Here is an 18684-nt window from a genome sequence, read left to right on the forward strand (position 1 = left end):
CAGGTCATCTTCTCATTGTAGAGAGCAGATCGAGTGCATTCCTGAACTTCGGAGTTATGGAAATAGCATCTTTGTAAAGGCACGATCGCGATCGCTCAGTAGACTAGAAATACAAGACTACAAACACAGTGACTCTTCACAAGCATATGGCTACGGATTCACCCAACTCGACGACTCCCGCCCAAAATGGGACACAACTCAGAAACTTTTTGATCGTGATGGTGGCGATCGTGCTGACGGTTGCTTTTTCATTGGGGCTAAAAACTCAGACAACCTCAGTTTCACTTGATTCGATGGTTAAGGAGGCGATTCCTTTAGAGGTTGCGCTGAGTAATCACAAGCCGACGCTAATGGAGTTTTACGCTAACTGGTGTACAAGCTGTCAGGCGATGGCTCCAGAAATGAAATCGCTTAAAGATCACTATGGCGATCGTATTAACTTTGTGATGCTCAACGTGGATAACGAAAAGTGGCTTCCCGAAATTTTGCACTATCGAGTCGATGGAATTCCGCATTTTGTTTATATGAAAGCAGGCGGAGAAGGAATTGGACAAGCGATCGGAGAACAGCCCCGCAGCGTCATCGAAGCTAATTTAGTCGCTCTGACAGAAGGAACTGCCCTGCCTTATGCACAAAGTACCGGACAAACCTCAGCCTTCTCTAGTTCAGTCGAGACGAAAGATAGTGCAGCCAATAGCGCAGCCGATCCTCGCAGTCATGGCAGTCAGGTTGTTGATAAAAGTTAGTTCGCAAGTTTTTTCGCTGCGGTGCTGAGATCCTGATTGACTGACAAATCTTTTCAGGTAGGTTGGATTGAACCTGGTGAAACCCAACGTTAGCAACGGTAGAAAGGCTGCTGTTGGGTTTCGCGTTGCTCAACACCAACCTACGAAAAATCGAGGGTTTCAGGAGTTTTGTCAGTCAACCAGGCTGAGATCTTCTGCCCTCCGACCTGCCAATTTTGAGAGACTTTAAGACAACGTGAATTTGATAAGAGGTTTTCCGCTTCGTTGTTCACGGCTTCTGCCCCCCAACCCCCCAATTTTGGGGGACTTTCAGAGAGGAATTCTGGTTCAAAGTCCCTCACTCGTGGGGAATTTAGGGGGCGTTCCTGGATCTAAAAGCGAAGCGAAGCGTTCATCGAACTGACTTTAAGACAAGAGATTCGATTTTAGAGTTCTTATTGATGAGGGAATTAGTCGATCTGTAGAAACGCACCCATTTCAATTGGTTCCTCAGCGTCCCAGCTTATTTGGAATCCCTTCACAGCCACCGGGAATGGTCGATCGCGTCTTTGAGCCGCCCCACGCACAACAGTAATAACGCTGCTCAGGAGACATATCTTCTGCATCGGTAAAGTCTGCATTTTCAACGACTGCACCCGTTTGGGCACCTGTTTTGTAGTTGGGTGGGTCAGTGCGACTGCGCGGAGAGGCGGCTTCGGCGGTTCCATAAAAGAGGCGAGTTCCATTCAGGTCAGCCCCCCTCAAGATGGCACCATAGAGAATGGTTCGCGCCATGTTTGCTTTGACCAAGTCACAACAGGTCAGGTTAGCCCGAATCAAATTTGCCTCACTTAAATCTGTCCAGCGCAGGTCAGTCTCCGACAGATTTGCCCCCGCCAACATCACACCCAAATCAATCACTCTGGTTCCGTAGTTGCGATCTTCGGCATAGCCCCCAGAGCCATCGAGAATCGCCCGTCCCAGTCGTCGATCGCGCTTCAGAGGTGACAGCAGTTTGGCACGAGACAGAAATCGGAGAATCTTGGCTTTTCCAGATCCGTCTACACTGCTCAAAATGGCGGCCGTTCTGCCTTCTGCGATCGCGCGCTCTTGGGGCCAATCTTCGAGCAGTCCTTCTTCGTCTAGTACCAGTTCAGAAATGCCCTGAAAGTAGGTGTCGATCGTTTGTTGCTGCGTGATCGTGTTTTGTTGAATCGTCAGATCTTTAGAAATCACATACTGTCGCCAGGCAATGTAAACCGCCAGAATCGCGATAAAAATCTGCCCCAACGCCCCAAACACTTCGCCCAATGCTCCGATCGCGTCCCAGTTTAGCTGTTTGTACCAGATGAGGAGCGTGTTCCCAAATCCAACCAGTTTCAAAAAGCCAACCACGGCCGCTGTCAGCCCCAACGAAGCGATAAAAATCGCCCCTTCTTGCTCAGAAACCAACTCCGCCAAGATCGGCCGCAATACAGGATAAAGCACCCGTATCGACAAAATCAGGGTGACGATCGCCCCCGCCAACACTAGCCAAAAACTATTGATCCACAGTCCCGCAATCAAAATGACGATCGCCACCAGCAAAATCAGAGAAATTGCAGGGCGAGCGATCGTCAAACTCGATATAGAATTTTGAGCGTTTCCTGATAAGCCAGAGGCAAAGGTTGCGGCCGTTCTTTCTCTAGAAATCTCAGCTTTAGAGGGAATGGCAGCACTGACGGGATAGGGTTGAGCGCCATTTTGTTCTACGCCATTTTGTTCTACGCTTTTTTGAGCATCCTGGGGGGTGGGGTCGATCGTCATGTTGCAAACAGCATTCAAAGCCTATGCCCTATCGTACCTGCTTCCAGAAAGCTGAGTCTTTTTCTCACGGTGGGATTGTTAAATAGAACGGGCTGCCATCAATGAGTGATCGGATTTTCAATAAAACCGTGGACAGGGTACTTGACAAAATCCCATGCAGTATATCTTTGCGACAAATTAATTCCCAAGGCTGACTTCACCAGATACAGCGCGTAGAGGCATAAGAGAATTTGCAGCGATCGGGTGACATATTTCATCAGTTTCAAACCGTAGTCCTGTGTCGCACTCTATTCACGCAGCTTTACATTAAAGTGAACCAAAAGCGTCGGGGATGTGTCAGATGCTCTGACTGTTTGCACCGCAAGTTCCTTTTTCACACTGGTTGCAAGGTTGGGTTACTCTCTAAATCCTCCGCCAATCGAGAACTTCAACCCAGAATTTTTGTCTAAAAGTCTCCAGAATTAGGGGGCAGAAGCGCTCAACCACGAAGCGAATCTCTTTTAGGGAAGGGACGTTAATTTTGATCGTCGAGAAGCCAATTCAATCCACTGCCCATCTGCTTCTGCCCATCTACTTTGGGGTCGATCGCCGCTAAACTCACCCATTTTGAGCCTCAACCTCCAAAACTCTGGAGATAAGTCGGATAATTTTAGTGCAAATGGAGAGTTTTAGAGTATTAATAATGCTGTGGCTCTTCTCAGACAGCCTGCTGAACGATGAGCTACTGTCATTTTTGGTTGCATCTCAATGGTATCTGATGTCGTGTGTGTGGGAGTTGAAGTATGAACGCAGGTGATCATTATCAGCCATCGGTTGTAGAACTGGCCCGCTCAGGCAACTTTAGGGCGATCGCTTATTGGCTTAACGTGTTTCTCCTACCTCATAATCTTTATGCGCGAGTCGAGGCAGCCCTTCAGCCAGGCTGTTTGCAGATACTCGTAGAGTTTCACCCGTCACCCGAACACGATGCCAAATCGCCGGAATTTCGGGGCAGTCTGGTACGGTTTATCTGCCACCATCTCTGGAAACTCAACTCTGAAGTGATCGAAGGCGTGCAGGTGACGGCTCGATTTGTGGGTCAGCCCCAAACCCTTTGGCAGCAGTCGGTTCGCGTCATGTCTCCGGCTCGTCGCGCCAAACTGGGTCGCAAAGCTTCTCCAAAACCTTCTTTAAATCATTCAGCAAATCATCCGCTGCCGCTGCGATCGCGCGTTCAGCAAGCCACTCGCCAAAAAGTCCAGTTTCGGGCACTGCGATCGCTGCTTTTGACGGGCACGACGGCGGCGGCTTTTATCATGGGCTGCTGGCTGGGGTATAGTGATGCGCCTGCGGAGCAAACCAGTGCGTCTGCGTCCCCGATGGCTTCGATCCGCCCGGATAGCATTCTCACGGCGATGGGCAACGTCCCGGTTGAAAAGCACGAGACGACCGATTCCACTGATCCCACGGCTACCCTGATGTTTGGTGGAGATGTCGCCCTGACGGATGCCTACACAGATCTGGTGGGCAGCGATCCCAAGTGGGCGTTTGCAGGACTAGAAGAATATCGTCAGGCAGATGTGGCGATGGTGAATTTAGAAGCTCCGCTGACGACCGCCACCACGCCTCAACCCAACAAAGAATTTAACTTTAAAGCCAGCCCTGAGACGGCGCAAATCCTAAAAAATGGCGGCATTGATATCGTCAACCTGGCCAACAATCATGTGATGGACTACCAGACGATCGGCTTAGAGGAAACGCTGAAAACGCTCGATCAGGCAGGCATTGACTATGTGGGCGCAGGCCGCAACGCTCAAGAAGCACGCCGCCCCGAAATCATCGATGTCAAAGGTCAGCGCATTGCGTATCTGGGCTACTATGACGGAGACTTTCAGACAGCGGGCGACTCTACCCCTGGCACAAATGAGGGACAGCAAGATCGCATCGCTGCCGACATCAAAGCCATTCGGGATCAGGTCGATTGGGTGGTCGTCAATTATCACTGGGGCGTGGAGTTGGCGAAATATCCCACCGATGCTCAGATGGATCTGGCCCACTTCACGATCGACCAGGGCGCGGATCTGGTGGTGGGTCATCATCCTCACATTCTTCAGGGTGCAGAGATTTATAAGGGTCGCCCGATCGTCTATTCGTTGGGCAACTTTATCTTTGGCGGAAGTTCTCGCAGCGACTACGATACCGCCGTTCTTAAAGTCGGTCTAAAAGACAATCAGATGAAGGTAGAATTTTTGCCTGTCGAGGTGAAAAGCTATCAGCCCAAAGTGGTGAGCGGCGATCGGGGCACTGAGATTTTGCGTCAGATCGAGAATGTGTCTGATATTTTTCAAGAGCCACTCAAGTCGCCTGTGATTTTGGATGCGCGATCGCGTACGGTGATTTCTACGCCCGCCCCATCGACACCCGCTAGTCAATCGCCCGATCCTGCTCCATCTGCCGAACCGCCCAGTTCTGAAACGGCTCCCGCGATCGAGGCTCCCGATTCTGAGATGCCGATCGACAGTCCATCTTCCGAACCGCCCAACTCTGAAACGGCTCCCCCCACCGAATCGCCTGCTGACACGCCCCTCCCTCAACCCAGTGACGATCCTTCGGGCGCTCAACCCTGGAAAAACGACTCCTTTATCTCAGATCCCACGCCTAGCCCAACGATCGTGCCGGATACATCCCCCAGTCCCACGGCGACAGAGCCTCCCAGTCCCGACGCAACGCCCCAACAGCAAGGAGACGCTTCGGGGAATCTCAGCCCAAATGGGGTCGCCGTCCCTTCAATTTCTCCGACCGCATCTCCCAAGCCAAGCAATAGTTTAGAACCGATGAAAAAGCGCTACGCTCAGGCTCCCTTGCCTAGAGAAGTCGCAGCAGCTATTTCTTCTGAAGAGTAAAGTAGTGAACACCGCGTTCTTTTGCAACTTGCTACGCTATAAGCCAATGATTTATCAGGGATAAAGCCTGTGTTTGCGATCGCCTTTCGACGACAGCAGTATGACACCTATATTCTCACTGACCAGGCTGCCCAGTCTCGGCTAGAGGTGGTTCCCGATCGTGGAGGCATCATCACCAGTTGGCAGGTGCAGGGTCGAGAGTTACTTTACATGGATACCGCCCGATTTGCAGATCCCAGCCTTTCGGTGCGGGGGGGCATTCCGATTCTGTTTCCGATTTGTGGCAATCTGCCCGACAACACTTACACGCACAACGGACAAGCCTACACGCTCAAACAGCACGGATTTGCACGAGATTTGCCGTGGGAGGTGCTGGATCGAGTCACTCACGATCGCGTCAGCATTAAGTTAGGACTTTCGAGCAGCGATCAGACTCGTGCGGTTTATCCGTTCGATTTTCTATTAGAGTTCACGTACACCCTGCAAGGTGAAACGTTAGCAACTCACCATCGGTTTACTAATCGATCGCATGAATCAATGCCATTCTCGATCGGGTTTCATCCCTACTTCTTAGTGCCTGATAAAAATCAACTGCGCTTTGAAATTCCAGCGAATGAGGCAAAAGATCACCAAACTCAAGAAGTGAGATCGTTTTCCAATACCTTTGACTTCGATCTCGATGAGATTGATTGGGCGTTTCCTCACCTCAGCAGTCAGGCGGCCAGTGTTAGCGATCTGAGCCGTCACACTCGCATGACGCTGACTTATAGTAACAACCTTTCCACGCTAGTTTTTTGGACGATAAAGGGCAAAGATTTTTATTGTTTGGAACCCTGGAGCGCGGGTCGAAATGCGTTGAATTCGGGCGATCGCTTGTTTTATCTTGAGCCAGGAGCCAGTTTAGAAACCGAGATGAATTTGAGAGTAGATTTTATCTAGCTTTGTATAACTTTTTTGTGAAAGCGGGCGACATGTCTTAAAGTCCCTCAGAATTGGCAGCTTGGAGAAAGTGCTCATCACCGTAGCAAAAAAACTTCATCGAACTAACTTCAGAAGTGCTGTGCTGCTTGAAACGTTAGAATCTTTTTAGTCCCTAGCCTCGGCTCCTAACATGTTTCAGGCAACTCGTCGTCGGCTTGCACTCTGGTACACAATGGTCACGGCAGTGTTGCTGTTAGTGTTTGCCAGTGGGTTTTATTTATATGTTCGCAGTACGTTAATTGAACGAATCGACGACACGCTTAATCATGTAGTAGAAGTGGTGCAGCGATCGCTCGTCATCGAACCGATCAATCTTCATCAAGAAGGCGGCGGCGTGCGCGTCAATGTCGAGTCCAGCTTTCGCGATAACCCAGTTCCGATCGAAGACGATCACATTGAGTTGGAGTGGTTTAGTCCGATGGGGGATGTGCTTTGGTCAACGCTCAAAACGCCGCTGATCGTTCCGCTACACGTCAATAAATATGGTGAAACGGTGAGAATGTCAGACGATCGTCTGCTGCGACAAGTCACCCAACCAATCCAAATTGGACGGCAAACCCTGGGCTTTTTGCGAGTGAGTGAACCCTGGTTTGAGTTTACCAAGCCGACTCGTCAACTGGTCTGGGATCTGATTTTGGGAACGAGTGTGATGGTGGCGATCGTCGCGACCAGTGGCTGGTTTCTTTCAGGTCTAGCAATGCAGCCGATTCGCGAGTCTTACCAGCGATTGAAACAGTTTACAGCAGATGCCTCTCATGAATTGAGGAACCCGATCGCCATCATTCAAACTAACGTTCAGGTTGCACTCGCCGATCCAGACTCAGAACCCGAAACCCAACGCTATCACCTACAGGTCGTCGAACGCTTGACTCGACGCTTAGGACGATTAGTAGACGATCTCTTATTTCTGGCGAGACAAGACAGTGGAATCATTCAGCAAAGATGGGTATCGATTGATTTTAATGATCTGCTCATGGAAGTGGTTGAGGAACAGGATACGATTGCCACAGAAAAAGAAATCACGCTCTCAATCATTCTGAACTCTGAAGATGAATGGATTTTGCAAGGCGATCGCGATCAGCTTTCTCGATTATTTACGAACCTGGTGAGCAATGCAATCCAGTACACTTCTGCAAACGGCAAAGTTATTGTTGAGTTACAAAAAATAAAGCGTTTAAGTATTGACTACTTTCAAGTCAAAATTACAGACACCGGAATCGGAATTCCAGAAGAAGCGCTCCCCCATTTGTTCGATCGCTTTTACCGCGTCGATCCGGCTAGAACTAAGGCAACAGGTGGATCAGGACTGGGACTGGCGATCGCTCAAGTAATTGCCGAAAACCACAGCGGACAAATCCAAATCGACAGCCAAGTTAACCAAGGAACCACGGTTACAGTCACGCTGCCACAACACCACCCTGAAGCGGCGATCGATTAAAGAGACCATCGCACATTCGCTGTATATTGATCTATGCCAGAATTGAGGAAAGACCCATTTTACCTACCGATGCTCAAGCCCACGCCTGTCTGCGCGTCTGCCAGATGCTTTCTAGCTACTACCAAAACGTTCAGCTATTTCGTTTTGACCCTTTGACTCAGGAGGTTTATATCTTTTCGAGCGAAGCTATTCAAATCCTTGTACCTACTAATGGACTTTGGGAGTTTATACCATCATGAAGTCATTTGAAGACATGAGTATTCCTGAGCTGAGAGCCTATGTGTTGAGCCATCGAGACGACATGGAGGCAATGCGCTATCTCTTCCATCATCCGTCGCTAACCTATCAGAAAACACCGCCCATGTTTAATGAAGACGGTACGCCCAACGAGGAGAATATCCGCATCGGTGAAGAGATGCTGCGCCAGCACATTGAGCAACAGCAAGAGAAAAAGAGACGGGAGACAGAAGACTAAACTTCAACTAGCTGCGATTCGGCTTCCTCAATGTCTTGCCAACTAGAGTTTGTTAACCGATCGATACCCCGATCAATAATCACCAATCCCTGCGCCACATTCTCGATCACACTTAACTGGCCGCGCAATTCTGCCGCCCCCGCAAAGCCTTTTGCATACCAGGTCATATGTTTTCGAGCTTGTCTGACTCCCCGATCGCCCTTGTATTCCCACAACATTTGGAGATGCTCACGGGCACATTCGAGACGCTCGATCGGGGTAGGTTTGACCTTTTCAACGCCCGTTTTTAGAAAGTGATCAATTTCGCCCACCAAGAAAGGATAGCCCAGCGTCCCCCGCGAACACATCACTCCATCTGCACCCGTCTGCTCCAGACATCGCACCGCCGCCTCAACCGAAAACATATCGCCATTGGCAATCACCGGAATCGAAAGCACTGCTTTGACGCGCCCGATCCACTCCCATTTGGCAGGCCCGTTGTAGCCTTGAGCGCGAGTCCGGCCGTGAACGGTGATCATTTTTGCGCCCGCATCTTCCATGCGTTTGGCAAAGTCGAGAATATTGATTTCTTTTTCAGTCCAGCCGATGCGAGTTTTCACCGTCACGGGAATATCAACCGCTTGCACGACCGCCCGAACGATCGCTTCCGCCGTTTCTGGGTCGCGCAACAGAGAAGACCCGCCGCCATTTTTGGTAATTTTATTCACCGGACAGCCCATATTGATATCGACCGTATCGGCTCCTTCTGCAACGGCCATCTTGGCTGCTTCTGCCAGGAAATCGGGACGACAATCAAAAAGCTGGATGCTGATGGGGCGTTCGTTCGGGTCAACCTCCATAATTTTGGGCAATTCTTTGACGTAGTGCAGCCCCGTCGCGTTGATCATTTCGGTATACATCATCGAATCTGGCGCAAACCGACGCACCAACCGCCGAAACACCAGATCTGTCACGCCCGACAAAGGAGACTGCAAGACACGACTTTTGACCTCAAAGTGACCGATTTTGAGCGGTTCTGCGAGTCTAGCTTTCAGGTGAGGAGAGAGCGAAATCATGGCGTTAGAAACGAATCGATACTTCCTTTAGGATAGTTGATCGGCGCGATCGTTCTCCAAGGTTCAGACCCGACACACTTGATGAGTTTCTGCCGATCGTCGCGCCGCTTCTGCCACTCGCAAAGTATATAAACTTTCTTCAGCGCTGACGTATAGAGGCGTATTTTGAATTAAATGATCCAAGACTGCGGTGGTGTCTTTGATGAATAACCCGCGACGGGCACCAACGGCGATCGCTTGACTGCCTTCCGCATTAATCAATACACCGCCATCGCCATCAAACACCAACGCTCCTTTTTCGCCCTGCACTTCCATCTTGCGCTCAGATTGCCAGAGAGCATCGCCCTTGCCGTACAGCACATCTGCAATTAGCCCACTTTTGAACTGCAACTGAGCCGCACAAAGACAAGCACTATAGTAAGAATCGTTGAGTTGCCAATAGCGATTTTGACAATAAACAGTCTCAACTTCTCCAAACGCATGAGTTAGCCGATGCAGCCGAGACAACGCTCCAGATAGTGGGAAGCCAAACAATTCAGTATGATAAGTCCACTTTTGCGGAACGGGATGCTGAGGAGTCACGGTGGCATAGCGAGCATAAATAGGAATGCCAATTTGCGGCAGAGACCCGATCAGCGCTTGATGAACGCCGCCCAACAGTTCAATATGTTCAACATGTAGTAAGCGGTTTTTGGACTTGGCCAGGGCGATTAATTCTTCAGCTTCTTTGACATCCAATGACAGGGGATATTCAACTACAACATGTTTGCCAGCTTGCAGGGCCGCACGAGCGATCGGGCCATGATCTCGATTGACCCCAGAAATAATGACCAGATCTAGACGAGGATTATCGATTAATTCTTGCCAAATACTAAACGCTTGCGTCTGATGGATATGACCAAACTCCTGAGTCTTTTCTGACCTGTGCCCCGCAACGCCATTGAGCTGTGCCCGTGGGTCTGCGTTGATCGTCTCTGCTCGAAGTTTGGCTGCAAAGCCCGTACCCACCAATCCGACTTGCAAAGGCAGCGTTCCTGAGAAATTTGTCATTGCGATCGATTCATCAACGTCATAGATCAACTTAGTGTAAATCAGGTGACCAAACCAATTGAAGTTCTCTGATACAAAGTGCAAGAGGGTAGCCTAATCACTCCCATTAATTTTTCAATCCCTTGGCTCCTACTTTTGGGCAGTAAAGTAACTCTAGCCACTCCATTACAAAACTTCTCTCATGAGAAAAATTATTGCCGGACTGCACGACTTTCAAACTCACTACTTCGCTGAACACCAGGAATTTTTTGAGAAGCTTTCTCACGAGCAGCACCCCAGAGCGCTCTTTATCACCTGCTGCGATTCGCGCATTGATCCCAATCTGCTCACCAGAACTGATCCAGGGGAGTTATTTATTATTCGCAATATTGGCAATGTGATTCCGCCGTTTGGGGCGACCGATGGAGGCGAAGGAGCGGCGATCGAGTATGCAGTTCAGGCGCTAGGCGTACGGCAAATCATTGTTTGTGGACATTCAGACTGTGGCGCGATGAAGGGCTTGCTGCATCTCAACGACCTTCAGGAAGACATGCCGCTGGTTTACAACTGGCTCAAACATGCCGAAGCCACCCGCCGCTTGATCAAAGAAAATTATCAGGGGTATGAAGGCGACGATCTGTTGGCGGCGACGATCGAAGAAAACGTCCTCACCCAAATTGAGAATCTTCGTACCTATCCCGTCATTCACTCAAAGCTGCACAAAGGCGAAATCAGCATCTATGGCTGGGTTTACAAGATCGAAACGGGCGGCGTTTTTGTCTATAGTATGGAGCGCTGTAGCATCGGTGCAGACCACGAGCCTTTTGAACTGGATGACTCGATCCCCAATCCGCTGAATGGGAGCGCTGTTCATTAATCCTTCTTTATAGATCCTTCTTCAACCGTGGTTAAACGCACTGATCAACCACATAACTAAACAATTTCCTCAACAATCGAGAGTGGCATAGAGAGTGGTACTGTAGAAAGAAGGGCTGAGTCTATGCCCAATTTTTCTCGTTTAGTAAACATTTCTGTACTTTTCAAATCGAAACTTAACGCCCCCGCAAAGCTGTGTTAGCCTTAATCTCAAGGTTTATTTTCGGCTGTGTAATTCGTTTTTCGACGTTTCTCCGAATCTAACTCCCTACACTTCCTGATTCTGGAGATACGTTATGTCAATTTACGTCGGCAACCTGTCCTACCAAGTGACGCAGGATGACCTGACCCAAACCTTCGCCGAGTACGGAACCGTCAAGCGGGTGCAGCTACCCACTGATCGGGAAACCGGACGACTCAGAGGGTTCGCTTTTGTAGAAATGGAAAACGAAGCCGAAGAAACAGCCGCGATCGAAGCGCTCGATGGTGCTGAATGGATGGGTCGTGATCTCAAAGTCAACAAAGCAAGACCCCGCGAAGAAAGAGGCACCTCTGGCGGCAACTGGTCGGGTGGCAATCGCTCTTCTCGTTATTAAACAGGCGATTTAGGTCGCTCTAAAGTTTTGAGGGTAGGCAAGCTGTCTGCCCTTTTTTAATGCTCAGGTAATGTTTAGGATCGCGAATTAAATAAGATCGTTTATTGCCGAGCGACTTCGCCCCCTAAATCCCACATTCTGGGGGACTTTGAGATCAACAAAATTCTGGAATTCAAAACGGGTTCAAGCTTCAAAGTTCCTCAAGTTTGGGGGATCTAGGGGGCTGCAACCTATTGAAACGAAGCCAAAATCAGCTGACCAAGCATATTTAAAGAATTTCAGGTTAATAAACTCGCGTTCCTTAGATTGGGTAGGTCAACGTCACATTTGATGCCGATCGCTTCCAGACCGGAAGATAAAACAGCAATTGAACTTTCTTACCTCAGTTCTCTCCCACAACGATAAAAATGGTCGATACTCTGATTGCAGTTGCAAGTTCCTCTGGAAGCGGTTCTCATAAGAGAATTTGACTCTGAAATCATCGCATGATTCTAACTTGACAAATTTTTTTCTAGCGCGAGTTGAATTAGTCGATCGACCAGATCCAAAAACGGAACGCCCGTCGCAGCCCACATTTCGGGATACATGCTGGTAGATGTGAAGCCGGGAAAGGTGTTGATTTCGTTGATCAAGACTTCTCCGGTGGACTCAACATAAAAGAAATCGACTCGCGCTAACCCGGCCGCATCGACAGTGGTGAATGCCTGAATCGCGCTTTCTCGAATTTGGGTCGCGATCGCTTCTGGCACATTAGCAGGAATGATCATTTGAGCCTGACCCGCCGTATATTTTGTCTCATAGTCGTAAAAGTCGCTCTCAAAAGTGATTTCTCCCACCACTGAGGCTTGAGGCTGATCGTTGCCCAAAACAGCACATTCGATTTCTCTGGCAACCACGCCCGCTTCGACAATGATGCGACGATCGTAGCTGGCAGCACTGTCTAAAGCGGCTTCGAGTTGGGCGCGATTTCTGACTTTGGAGATGCCGACTGAAGATCCTAGATTGGCAGGTTTGACAAAGCAGGGGTAACCGAGTTCCGATTCAATCTGGTCACAGAGTTTGGGGAAAACACAGGGATTGGAGTAGACCTGAGCGCGCGTTACCGCCAGATAGTTCACCTGGGGCAATCCAGCCTGAGCAAAGGCTGTTTTCATGGCGATCTTATCCATGCCCATTGAGGAAGCCAACACTCCTGATCCGACAAACGGCACCTGCATCAGCGTCAACAACCCTTGCACGGTACCGTCTTCACCATTGGGGCCATGCAAAACGGGAAACCAGACCTCTACGTCAGCCGCCTGAGTCGGAAACTGCCAGCGAGACGCTCCGGCTTGAGAGACCGCAACCCCCGATGTGAGCACCTGTTGAGCCACGTCTCCCCCTTGCCAGTAGCCATCTTTTTGAATGTAAAACGGCAGCACCTCATATTTATCAACATTGGCACCCGTTCTCAACGCTTTGTTGATCGCACCCGCCGAGACGATCGACACCTCATGCTCTCCCGAACACCCCCCAAACAGCAGCCCCACTTTTAACTTCATAGCCTCATCCCTACAGAGTTTGATTCAACGTGAATTCAACCAGGTCTTCGCGCTGCGTTGTTGAAATCTTCTGCCCCCCAACCTCCCAAATTTGGGGGACTTTCAGACAAGAATTCTAATGAAGGATCTGCTCAATGGAGACGCTGGCTCTCCTGGATTCACAACCAGCATGAGAAACTGCATTGAGTTCACGTTTGATTTAAGCTATTTTGCATCCAATCGGGCCATCCGGGAAGAGTCGATCAAGGCAGAATTGACGGTTTGTGATTTATCACCGCCCATCAGAAACTCTTGATACGTTTGGGAACTCAGCGTCTTCAGACCTGAGCAGAAAAACGAACTAGCGGTTTTAACTGTCTGCCCGCCATAATGAGCGTATTCCTAGCGGGAACTGGATATGCTTCTCACTCAAACTAATCGTTTGAAATTGAATAAAGCAGAGACGGAGATTGCAAAACAGCTTTGTCGATTGAGCAAGAATATGTTCAACGTCGGGCTGTACAACGTCCGTCAATACTTCTTTCAAGAGCGAAAGCATCTTCGGTATGAGGGCAACTATCATCACTCGAAGGGGAATGAAAATTACGAATTGTTGGCGACAGACATTGCTCAACAGACTTTGAAAATCGTTGACCGTTCGTTTCAATCGTTCTTCAAGTTGCTTGGAATGAAACAACGTGGAGAATTGAGCGTGAAAGTAAATATTCCTGGCTATTTGCCCAAGGAGGGATACTTTCTGTTGGTGATTCCAATTCGCCCTAGAGACCTCGAAAAGATGCCTAGCAAGAATTGGGAATTCACCGTTCCCACATTGAGAAAGTTTCGACGGGAGTACGGCGCAATCTCTTTCACAATCCCTGAAAGACTCAGAAGGTTAAGCATCAAAGAAATTCGCATTCTCCCTAAATTGGGAGGACGCTACTTTGATGTCGCCTACGTCTATGAAGGTGCTGAAGAGAAGCAAGTTAACCCGTCTCAAGAGATGTTGAGCATCGATTTGGGATTGGATAACTTTGCAACCTGTGTCAGCACGACACGAGAATCGTTCATTCTGAACGGACGTGAAATTAAGTCGATTAATCAGGGATACAACAAAGAAAATGCACGACTGCAATCGATTCAGGATTTGCAGGGAATCAAGGGTTTGACGAACCGACAAGCAGCATTGCTGAACAAGCGGAATCATCAAGTTCAAGATTTCCTGAATAAATCCGCTCGTTACGTGATCAACTGGTGCATCGAACGAAACATCAGCACGATTGTTGTGGGATACAACCCTGACCTGAAACAAGGGATCAATCTGGGCAACCGCAACAATCAGAACTTCACACAGATTCCCGTTTTTACCTTTAAGCGCAAGCTGGAAAGCCTCTGCGAACGGTACGGAATTGCCGTGATTGAGCAAGAAGAGTCGTACACCAGCAAAGCAAGTTCGCTTGATGGCGACCCGGTTCCGGTTTGGAATGCGGATAATCCAAGAACTTATGAATTCAGCGGCAAGCGCATTAAGCGCGGACTGTACAGCACCGCTCAAGGGTGGGTCGTCAACGCAGATGCGAATGGGGCACTGAATATCTTGAGGAAGCATACAAGTAAGCTGGATGAGTTTCTCGGACAGTTTAGGGGCTGCTTGGCACAGCCGTTAAGGGTTAACCTCTCTTAAGAATCCCCGCGTCTTCAGACCGGGGAGTGTCAACTCCCCCAGTCTTCCTTACAATGAGGAAAAGTCCCCTGATCCCTTCTCTGTATGTCGCAACAACCTGCTCGGATTTGCATTCTTGGTGGTGGCTTTGGTGGTCTGTACACCGCACTGCGCTTGAGCCAACTGCCCTGGACAAAAGCCACTAAACCTGAAATCGTCCTGGTCGATCAGCGCGATCGCTTCCTATTTTCGCCGCTTCTTTATGAGTTGGTGACGGGGGAACTGCAATCCTGGGAAGTCGCCCCTCCGTATCAAGAGTTGCTCGAAGGGACAGGCATTCGGTTTTGTCAGACGGCGGTTGAGCAGATTGACCTCGACCAAAAACGGGTGCAACTGCAAGATGGAGAAACGGTGACCTACGATCGCTTAGTGTTAGCAATGGGCGGCGAAACTCCGTTAGATAAAGTGCCTGGAGCCGCTGAATTTGCCATTCCCTTTCGGACGATCGCCGATGCCTACCGTCTCCAAGAACGACTGCGCGAACTCAAAGAATCGGACGCTGACAAAATCCGAATTGCCATTGTCGGAGCGGGCTACAGCGGCGTAGAGTTAGCTTGCAAATTGGCGGATGTGTTGGGCGATCGAGCCAGAGTGCGATTGGTCGAGCAGGGCGATCAGATTTTACGGTCATCTCCCACTCACAACCGAGACGCAGCAACCAGGGCGCTAGAAGAACGCGGCATATGGGTCGATTTAGAAACGACGGTTGAGTCAATTACAGCCGATTCGATGTCGATGCTTTACAAGGGGTCAGTGGATACGATTCCGGTTGAGTTGGTGCTGTGGACGGTGGGCACTCGCGTCAATGAAGTGGTGCAAAGTTTGCCGCTCAAACAAAATCAACGCGGACAATTGGTGATCACGCCTACGCTACAGGTCGTCGATCGTCCCGAAATTTTTGCGCTGGGCGATCTGGCTGACTGTAAAGATGCAGATGGGCAACAGGTGCCACCGACGGCTCAAGCAGCGTTTCAACAGTCCGACTATGCTGGCTGGAATATCTGGGCCTCTTTGAGCGACCGCCCCCTGCTGCCTTTCCGCTATCAGTATTTGGGTGAAATGATGACTTTGGGCATCGACAACGCTACGCTGACAGGATTAGGAGTTCAGCTAGAAGGGTCTCTCGCATATGTCGCTCGTCGTCTGGCTTACCTCAATCGGATGCCGACTCTCAAACATCAGCTTCGAGTTGGGTTAAATTGGGTGACCAAGCCGATCGTCGATGTGCTGGTTGGCAAAAATGGATGAGCGATCGGGCTTCTCTCAATCTTGATCTCTTCTCTCAATCTTGATCATAGAAATCCTTGATGCTCTTAAAGCACAAAATTCTCCAGCAAATCCTGACGATTGAGTAGGATGAAAAGGCATTCAGCGTGAATTTTTTTACCCCAGATTCCTATGCTGTTGTCCACACCTGATCAATCTCTAGCGATCGTGAAAAGCGAGTGGGAGGGTTTGACGGTTGAGTATGGTCGGCTGGATGCGGTGGGCGAGTTTGATTTTGCAATGCCTAAGCACAGTTTGAGTATTGCCTTTGCGCCGCACGAGGAAGTGATTTGGTCAGTGGATGGTCAGTCTCAGAAGACGAGCTTACCTGCTGGCAGCGTCTTTCTGTATGGAGGACGAGAGTTTGTTTGGCACCGCCGAGTTAAGCCGAGTGAGTATGTCAATTTAACCCTCGACCACGCTTTGTTAAATCAGATTGCAGTTGAGAATGGACTGTCTTCACTAGACGTTAAACACCGAGTTATCTTTCAAGATCCCACGATCTTACATATCTCACAGCTATTAAAAACAGAGGTGTTGACCGCAGGAATGGCTGGCAATTTATATGTAGAGTCGTTGCGAAATCTATTAGCCGTTCATTTACTCAGAAACCACACCAAAACCTCAATCAAATCGACCCTTGAAGACAATCATCTCAATGGTCTAAAGCTAAAGCAACTTAAGGACTATATTGAAGAAAATTTGACCGAAGCGTTAGCGATCGCTACTCTAGCCGCTCTGATCCCTATGAGTCAGTTTCACTTTGCTCGCGCCTTCAAAACGGCTACCGGAGAACCGCCCCATCGCTACATTACCCAACGTCGGATCGAACGAGCCAAGGTTTTACTTTCAACCACACGGCTTTCGGCCGCAGAAGTCGCTTATCAAGTTGGGTTTTCTAATCAGAGCCATTTCACAATGCAGTTTCGCAAAGCGATCGGGCTAACTCCAAAACAATTTCGTGAGTGTGTTTAATGGTTGCACGCTTCGGTTTGCCAGGCATGTAATAAGTGTGTGGTGAGAACCGTTGCGATCGACGAGACCACGATCTCACTCATAACTTGGGGGGCTTGTATCTCAGTTTGCAACAGTTGGACAAGATGCAATAGAGCGGGATCAGTGACAGTGCAGTTGTAATTGAGCGGTAGAGAGATAGGGTGAATTTGTTGAGCAATGCTGAAGTCGAGTGAACCGAGTTTCACCATCATATGCAGATTGCTAGTTGGGTGTGGAATGTTCTGGAGAGGAAAGTCTTCAGCGATCGTGCAGCTAATGACGACATCCTGGGAATCGGTCAATGATTGCGAACATTCCACGATTAACTCATGCCAAGAAACTCTGAACCTTGATCCACAACATGGGATTAAATCAGAAGAGACAAGCGCCATTTTCTAAAACTCAGGGATAGCAGTTCTTCATTTAGCAAATTCGGCGGGAAGCCCCGCGCTCTACCTGTACTCACAAGCGTCGGGATGAAAGCCAAGGCGCTGACGAATTGATGTCTTGAACAAGACGAAACGTCGTTGAGTGAGAGATTGACATCGATGAGGAAACGCCACACTCTTACAACTCACCACGAGTTACTTTGTCTAGGAGTTCTTTTGGTTGTGTCTGCACATATCGAATCAGAATGTCTAGCTTTGTGACACCCACCGAATCAATCGAGTAAGACTCATTCCAAAATACTCTAGCGGTCTTCTCGCCAGTTCTACGACTGATTTTTGGGGAGTAGATTTTTTCTAGATGTTCTGCAAACTCCTGGTTCATTTTGCGACTTGAAACACTTTTGATGTTGCCAATAAATTTATCAAGATCAGTTTGGGGGAAGAACCTGAAAACCAAGTGAAAGTAATTTGGCTCTGCGTTGCCTTCAACGTATTCACACTGCCACTTGGTGCAGAGATCTTTAATAATCTCTTTCAGTCTTTCCAGCATCGGTTCTGTGATCACGCTGTATCGATATTTGGTTGTCAATACTAGATGAGCGTGTAGATTGCTAACACCTCTAGAACGTGTCTTGTACTCGCGCTTCACTGCTTTTCAATAAATGAACGTGTGCTATAATTATCGCATGAGAATCGCATACCAGTACCGATTACGTCCAACCTCTAGCCAAGCCGCCACCATGAGCGAGTGGCTAGATTTGTTGCGTCGTCAGTACTATCGCTTAGGTGAGCGGTTTTCTTGGTATGAGCAAAATCGCTGCGACATCAACGCTTGCCCGTTGATTTGCCATATCCCAGAGTTGAGAGACGATCCTGATTTCTATTCGCAGAAGCGGGATTTGGTCAACTCGAAAGCGCTGTTTCCTG

Annotated in this window: 20 protein-coding genes; 13 read left to right on the plus strand and 7 right to left on the minus strand. The window is 49.1% G+C overall.

The features are described from left to right. The first annotated feature begins 146 nt into the window (after positions 1–146). The gene (locus ACJ2PR_RS11035) at positions 147–746 is read left to right on the plus strand and encodes a thioredoxin family protein (protein ID WP_446877039.1); all 600 of its coding nucleotides are present in this window, start codon (positions 147–149) and stop codon (positions 744–746) included. Positions 747–1235: 489 nt separating this feature from the next. Here the strand turns inward: ACJ2PR_RS11035 and ACJ2PR_RS11040 are convergent, their stop codons facing one another. Next, positions 1236–2549, minus strand: coding sequence for a pentapeptide repeat-containing protein (locus tag ACJ2PR_RS11040; RefSeq protein WP_446861636.1), 1314 nt, complete (start codon positions 2547–2549; stop codon positions 1236–1238). Positions 2550–2629: 80 nt separating this feature from the next. Further along, positions 2630–2788, minus strand: coding sequence for a hypothetical protein (locus ACJ2PR_RS11045; RefSeq protein ID WP_446877040.1), 159 nt, complete (start codon positions 2786–2788; stop codon positions 2630–2632). 525 nt (positions 2789–3313) lie between these two features. On the opposite strand from ACJ2PR_RS11045, the gene ACJ2PR_RS11050 reads away from it, so the two are divergent. The 5 genes from ACJ2PR_RS11050 (at position 3314) to ACJ2PR_RS11070 (ending at position 8307) form a co-directional block, all read left to right on the plus strand. Further along, positions 3314–5413, plus strand: a complete 2100-nt coding sequence (locus ACJ2PR_RS11050) for a CapA family protein (protein ID WP_446877041.1) — start codon at positions 3314–3316, stop codon at positions 5411–5413. A gap of 69 nt (positions 5414–5482) precedes the next feature. Next, positions 5483–6352: an aldose epimerase family protein gene (locus tag ACJ2PR_RS11055; protein ID WP_446877042.1), complete on the plus strand. Its 870-nt coding sequence runs from the start codon at positions 5483–5485 to the stop codon at positions 6350–6352. Between the two features lie 172 nt (positions 6353–6524). After that, positions 6525–7832 carry a sensor histidine kinase gene (locus tag ACJ2PR_RS11060; protein ID WP_446877043.1) on the plus strand — a complete coding sequence of 436 codons (1308 nt, stop codon included), beginning with the start codon at positions 6525–6527 and terminating at the stop codon, positions 7830–7832. Positions 7833–7858: 26 nt separating this feature from the next. After that, entirely contained in the window at positions 7859–8071 is a 213-nt protein-coding gene (locus tag ACJ2PR_RS11065) for a DUF6888 family protein (RefSeq protein WP_446877044.1), read from the plus strand. Beyond that, on the plus strand, positions 8068–8307 hold the full coding sequence (locus ACJ2PR_RS11070) for a DUF6887 family protein (RefSeq protein WP_446877045.1): 240 nt from the start codon (positions 8068–8070) through the stop codon (positions 8305–8307). The genes ACJ2PR_RS11065 and ACJ2PR_RS11070 overlap by 4 nt, the downstream gene beginning before the upstream one ends. Here the strand turns inward: ACJ2PR_RS11070 and dusB are convergent. Together dusB and ACJ2PR_RS11080 are read right to left on the minus strand one after the other, a co-directional pair. After that, positions 8304–9362 (minus strand): tRNA dihydrouridine synthase DusB, encoded by a 1059-nt coding sequence (gene dusB, locus ACJ2PR_RS11075; RefSeq protein ID WP_446877046.1) that lies wholly within the window; start codon positions 9360–9362, stop codon positions 8304–8306. The two genes, ACJ2PR_RS11070 and dusB, sit on opposite strands and share 4 nt — an antisense overlap. Before the next feature lie 63 nt (positions 9363–9425). After that, a complete protein-coding gene (locus ACJ2PR_RS11080) occupies positions 9426–10412 on the minus strand; it encodes a Gfo/Idh/MocA family protein (RefSeq protein ID WP_446877047.1) in 987 nt (328 codons plus the stop codon). Between the two features lie 181 nt (positions 10413–10593). Here ACJ2PR_RS11080 and ACJ2PR_RS11085 point away from each other — a divergent pair, with 181 nt between their 5' ends. Then, positions 10594–11268: a carbonic anhydrase gene (locus tag ACJ2PR_RS11085; RefSeq protein ID WP_446861628.1), complete on the plus strand. Its 675-nt coding sequence runs from the start codon at positions 10594–10596 to the stop codon at positions 11266–11268. Positions 11269–11563: 295 nt separating this feature from the next. Further along, entirely contained in the window at positions 11564–11863 is a 300-nt protein-coding gene (locus ACJ2PR_RS11090) for an RNA recognition motif domain-containing protein (protein ID WP_446861627.1), read from the plus strand. A gap of 491 nt (positions 11864–12354) precedes the next feature. On the opposite strand, the gene ACJ2PR_RS11095 is transcribed toward ACJ2PR_RS11090, so the two are convergent. Next, entirely contained in the window at positions 12355–13404 is a 1050-nt protein-coding gene (locus ACJ2PR_RS11095; protein ID WP_446877048.1) for a D-alanine--D-alanine ligase family protein, read from the minus strand. 118 nt (positions 13405–13522) lie between these two features. On the opposite strand from ACJ2PR_RS11095, the gene ACJ2PR_RS11100 reads away from it, so the two are divergent. From ACJ2PR_RS11100 to ACJ2PR_RS11115, 4 genes are all read left to right on the plus strand, one after another. Beyond that, positions 13523–13699 carry a hypothetical protein gene (locus ACJ2PR_RS11100; RefSeq protein WP_446877049.1) on the plus strand — a complete coding sequence of 59 codons (177 nt, stop codon included), beginning with the start codon at positions 13523–13525 and terminating at the stop codon, positions 13697–13699. A gap of 126 nt (positions 13700–13825) precedes the next feature. Then, positions 13826–15067, plus strand: coding sequence for an RNA-guided endonuclease InsQ/TnpB family protein (locus tag ACJ2PR_RS11105; RefSeq protein ID WP_446877050.1), 1242 nt, complete (start codon positions 13826–13828; stop codon positions 15065–15067). A gap of 84 nt (positions 15068–15151) precedes the next feature. Further along, positions 15152–16354, plus strand: coding sequence for an NAD(P)/FAD-dependent oxidoreductase (locus tag ACJ2PR_RS11110; protein ID WP_446877051.1), 1203 nt, complete (start codon positions 15152–15154; stop codon positions 16352–16354). A gap of 150 nt (positions 16355–16504) precedes the next feature. Further along, a complete protein-coding gene (locus ACJ2PR_RS11115) occupies positions 16505–17347 on the plus strand; it encodes a helix-turn-helix transcriptional regulator (protein WP_446877052.1) in 843 nt (280 codons plus the stop codon). Here the strand turns inward: ACJ2PR_RS11115 and ACJ2PR_RS11120 are convergent. Further along, a complete protein-coding gene (locus ACJ2PR_RS11120; protein WP_446877053.1) occupies positions 17344–17688 on the minus strand; it encodes a hypothetical protein in 345 nt (114 codons plus the stop codon). The two genes, ACJ2PR_RS11115 and ACJ2PR_RS11120, sit on opposite strands and share 4 nt — an antisense overlap. A gap of 247 nt (positions 17689–17935) precedes the next feature. Next, positions 17936–18406 carry an IS200/IS605 family transposase gene (gene tnpA / locus ACJ2PR_RS11125; RefSeq protein WP_446861621.1) on the minus strand — a complete coding sequence of 157 codons (471 nt, stop codon included), beginning with the start codon at positions 18404–18406 and terminating at the stop codon, positions 17936–17938. Positions 18407–18443: 37 nt separating this feature from the next. Here tnpA and ACJ2PR_RS11130 point away from each other — a divergent pair. Continuing rightward, positions 18444–18684 (plus strand): helix-turn-helix domain-containing protein (locus tag ACJ2PR_RS11130; RefSeq protein WP_446877054.1); only part of this gene is annotated, 241 nt, incomplete at its 3' end.

Source organism: Phormidesmis sp. 146-33 (assembly GCF_052939515.1).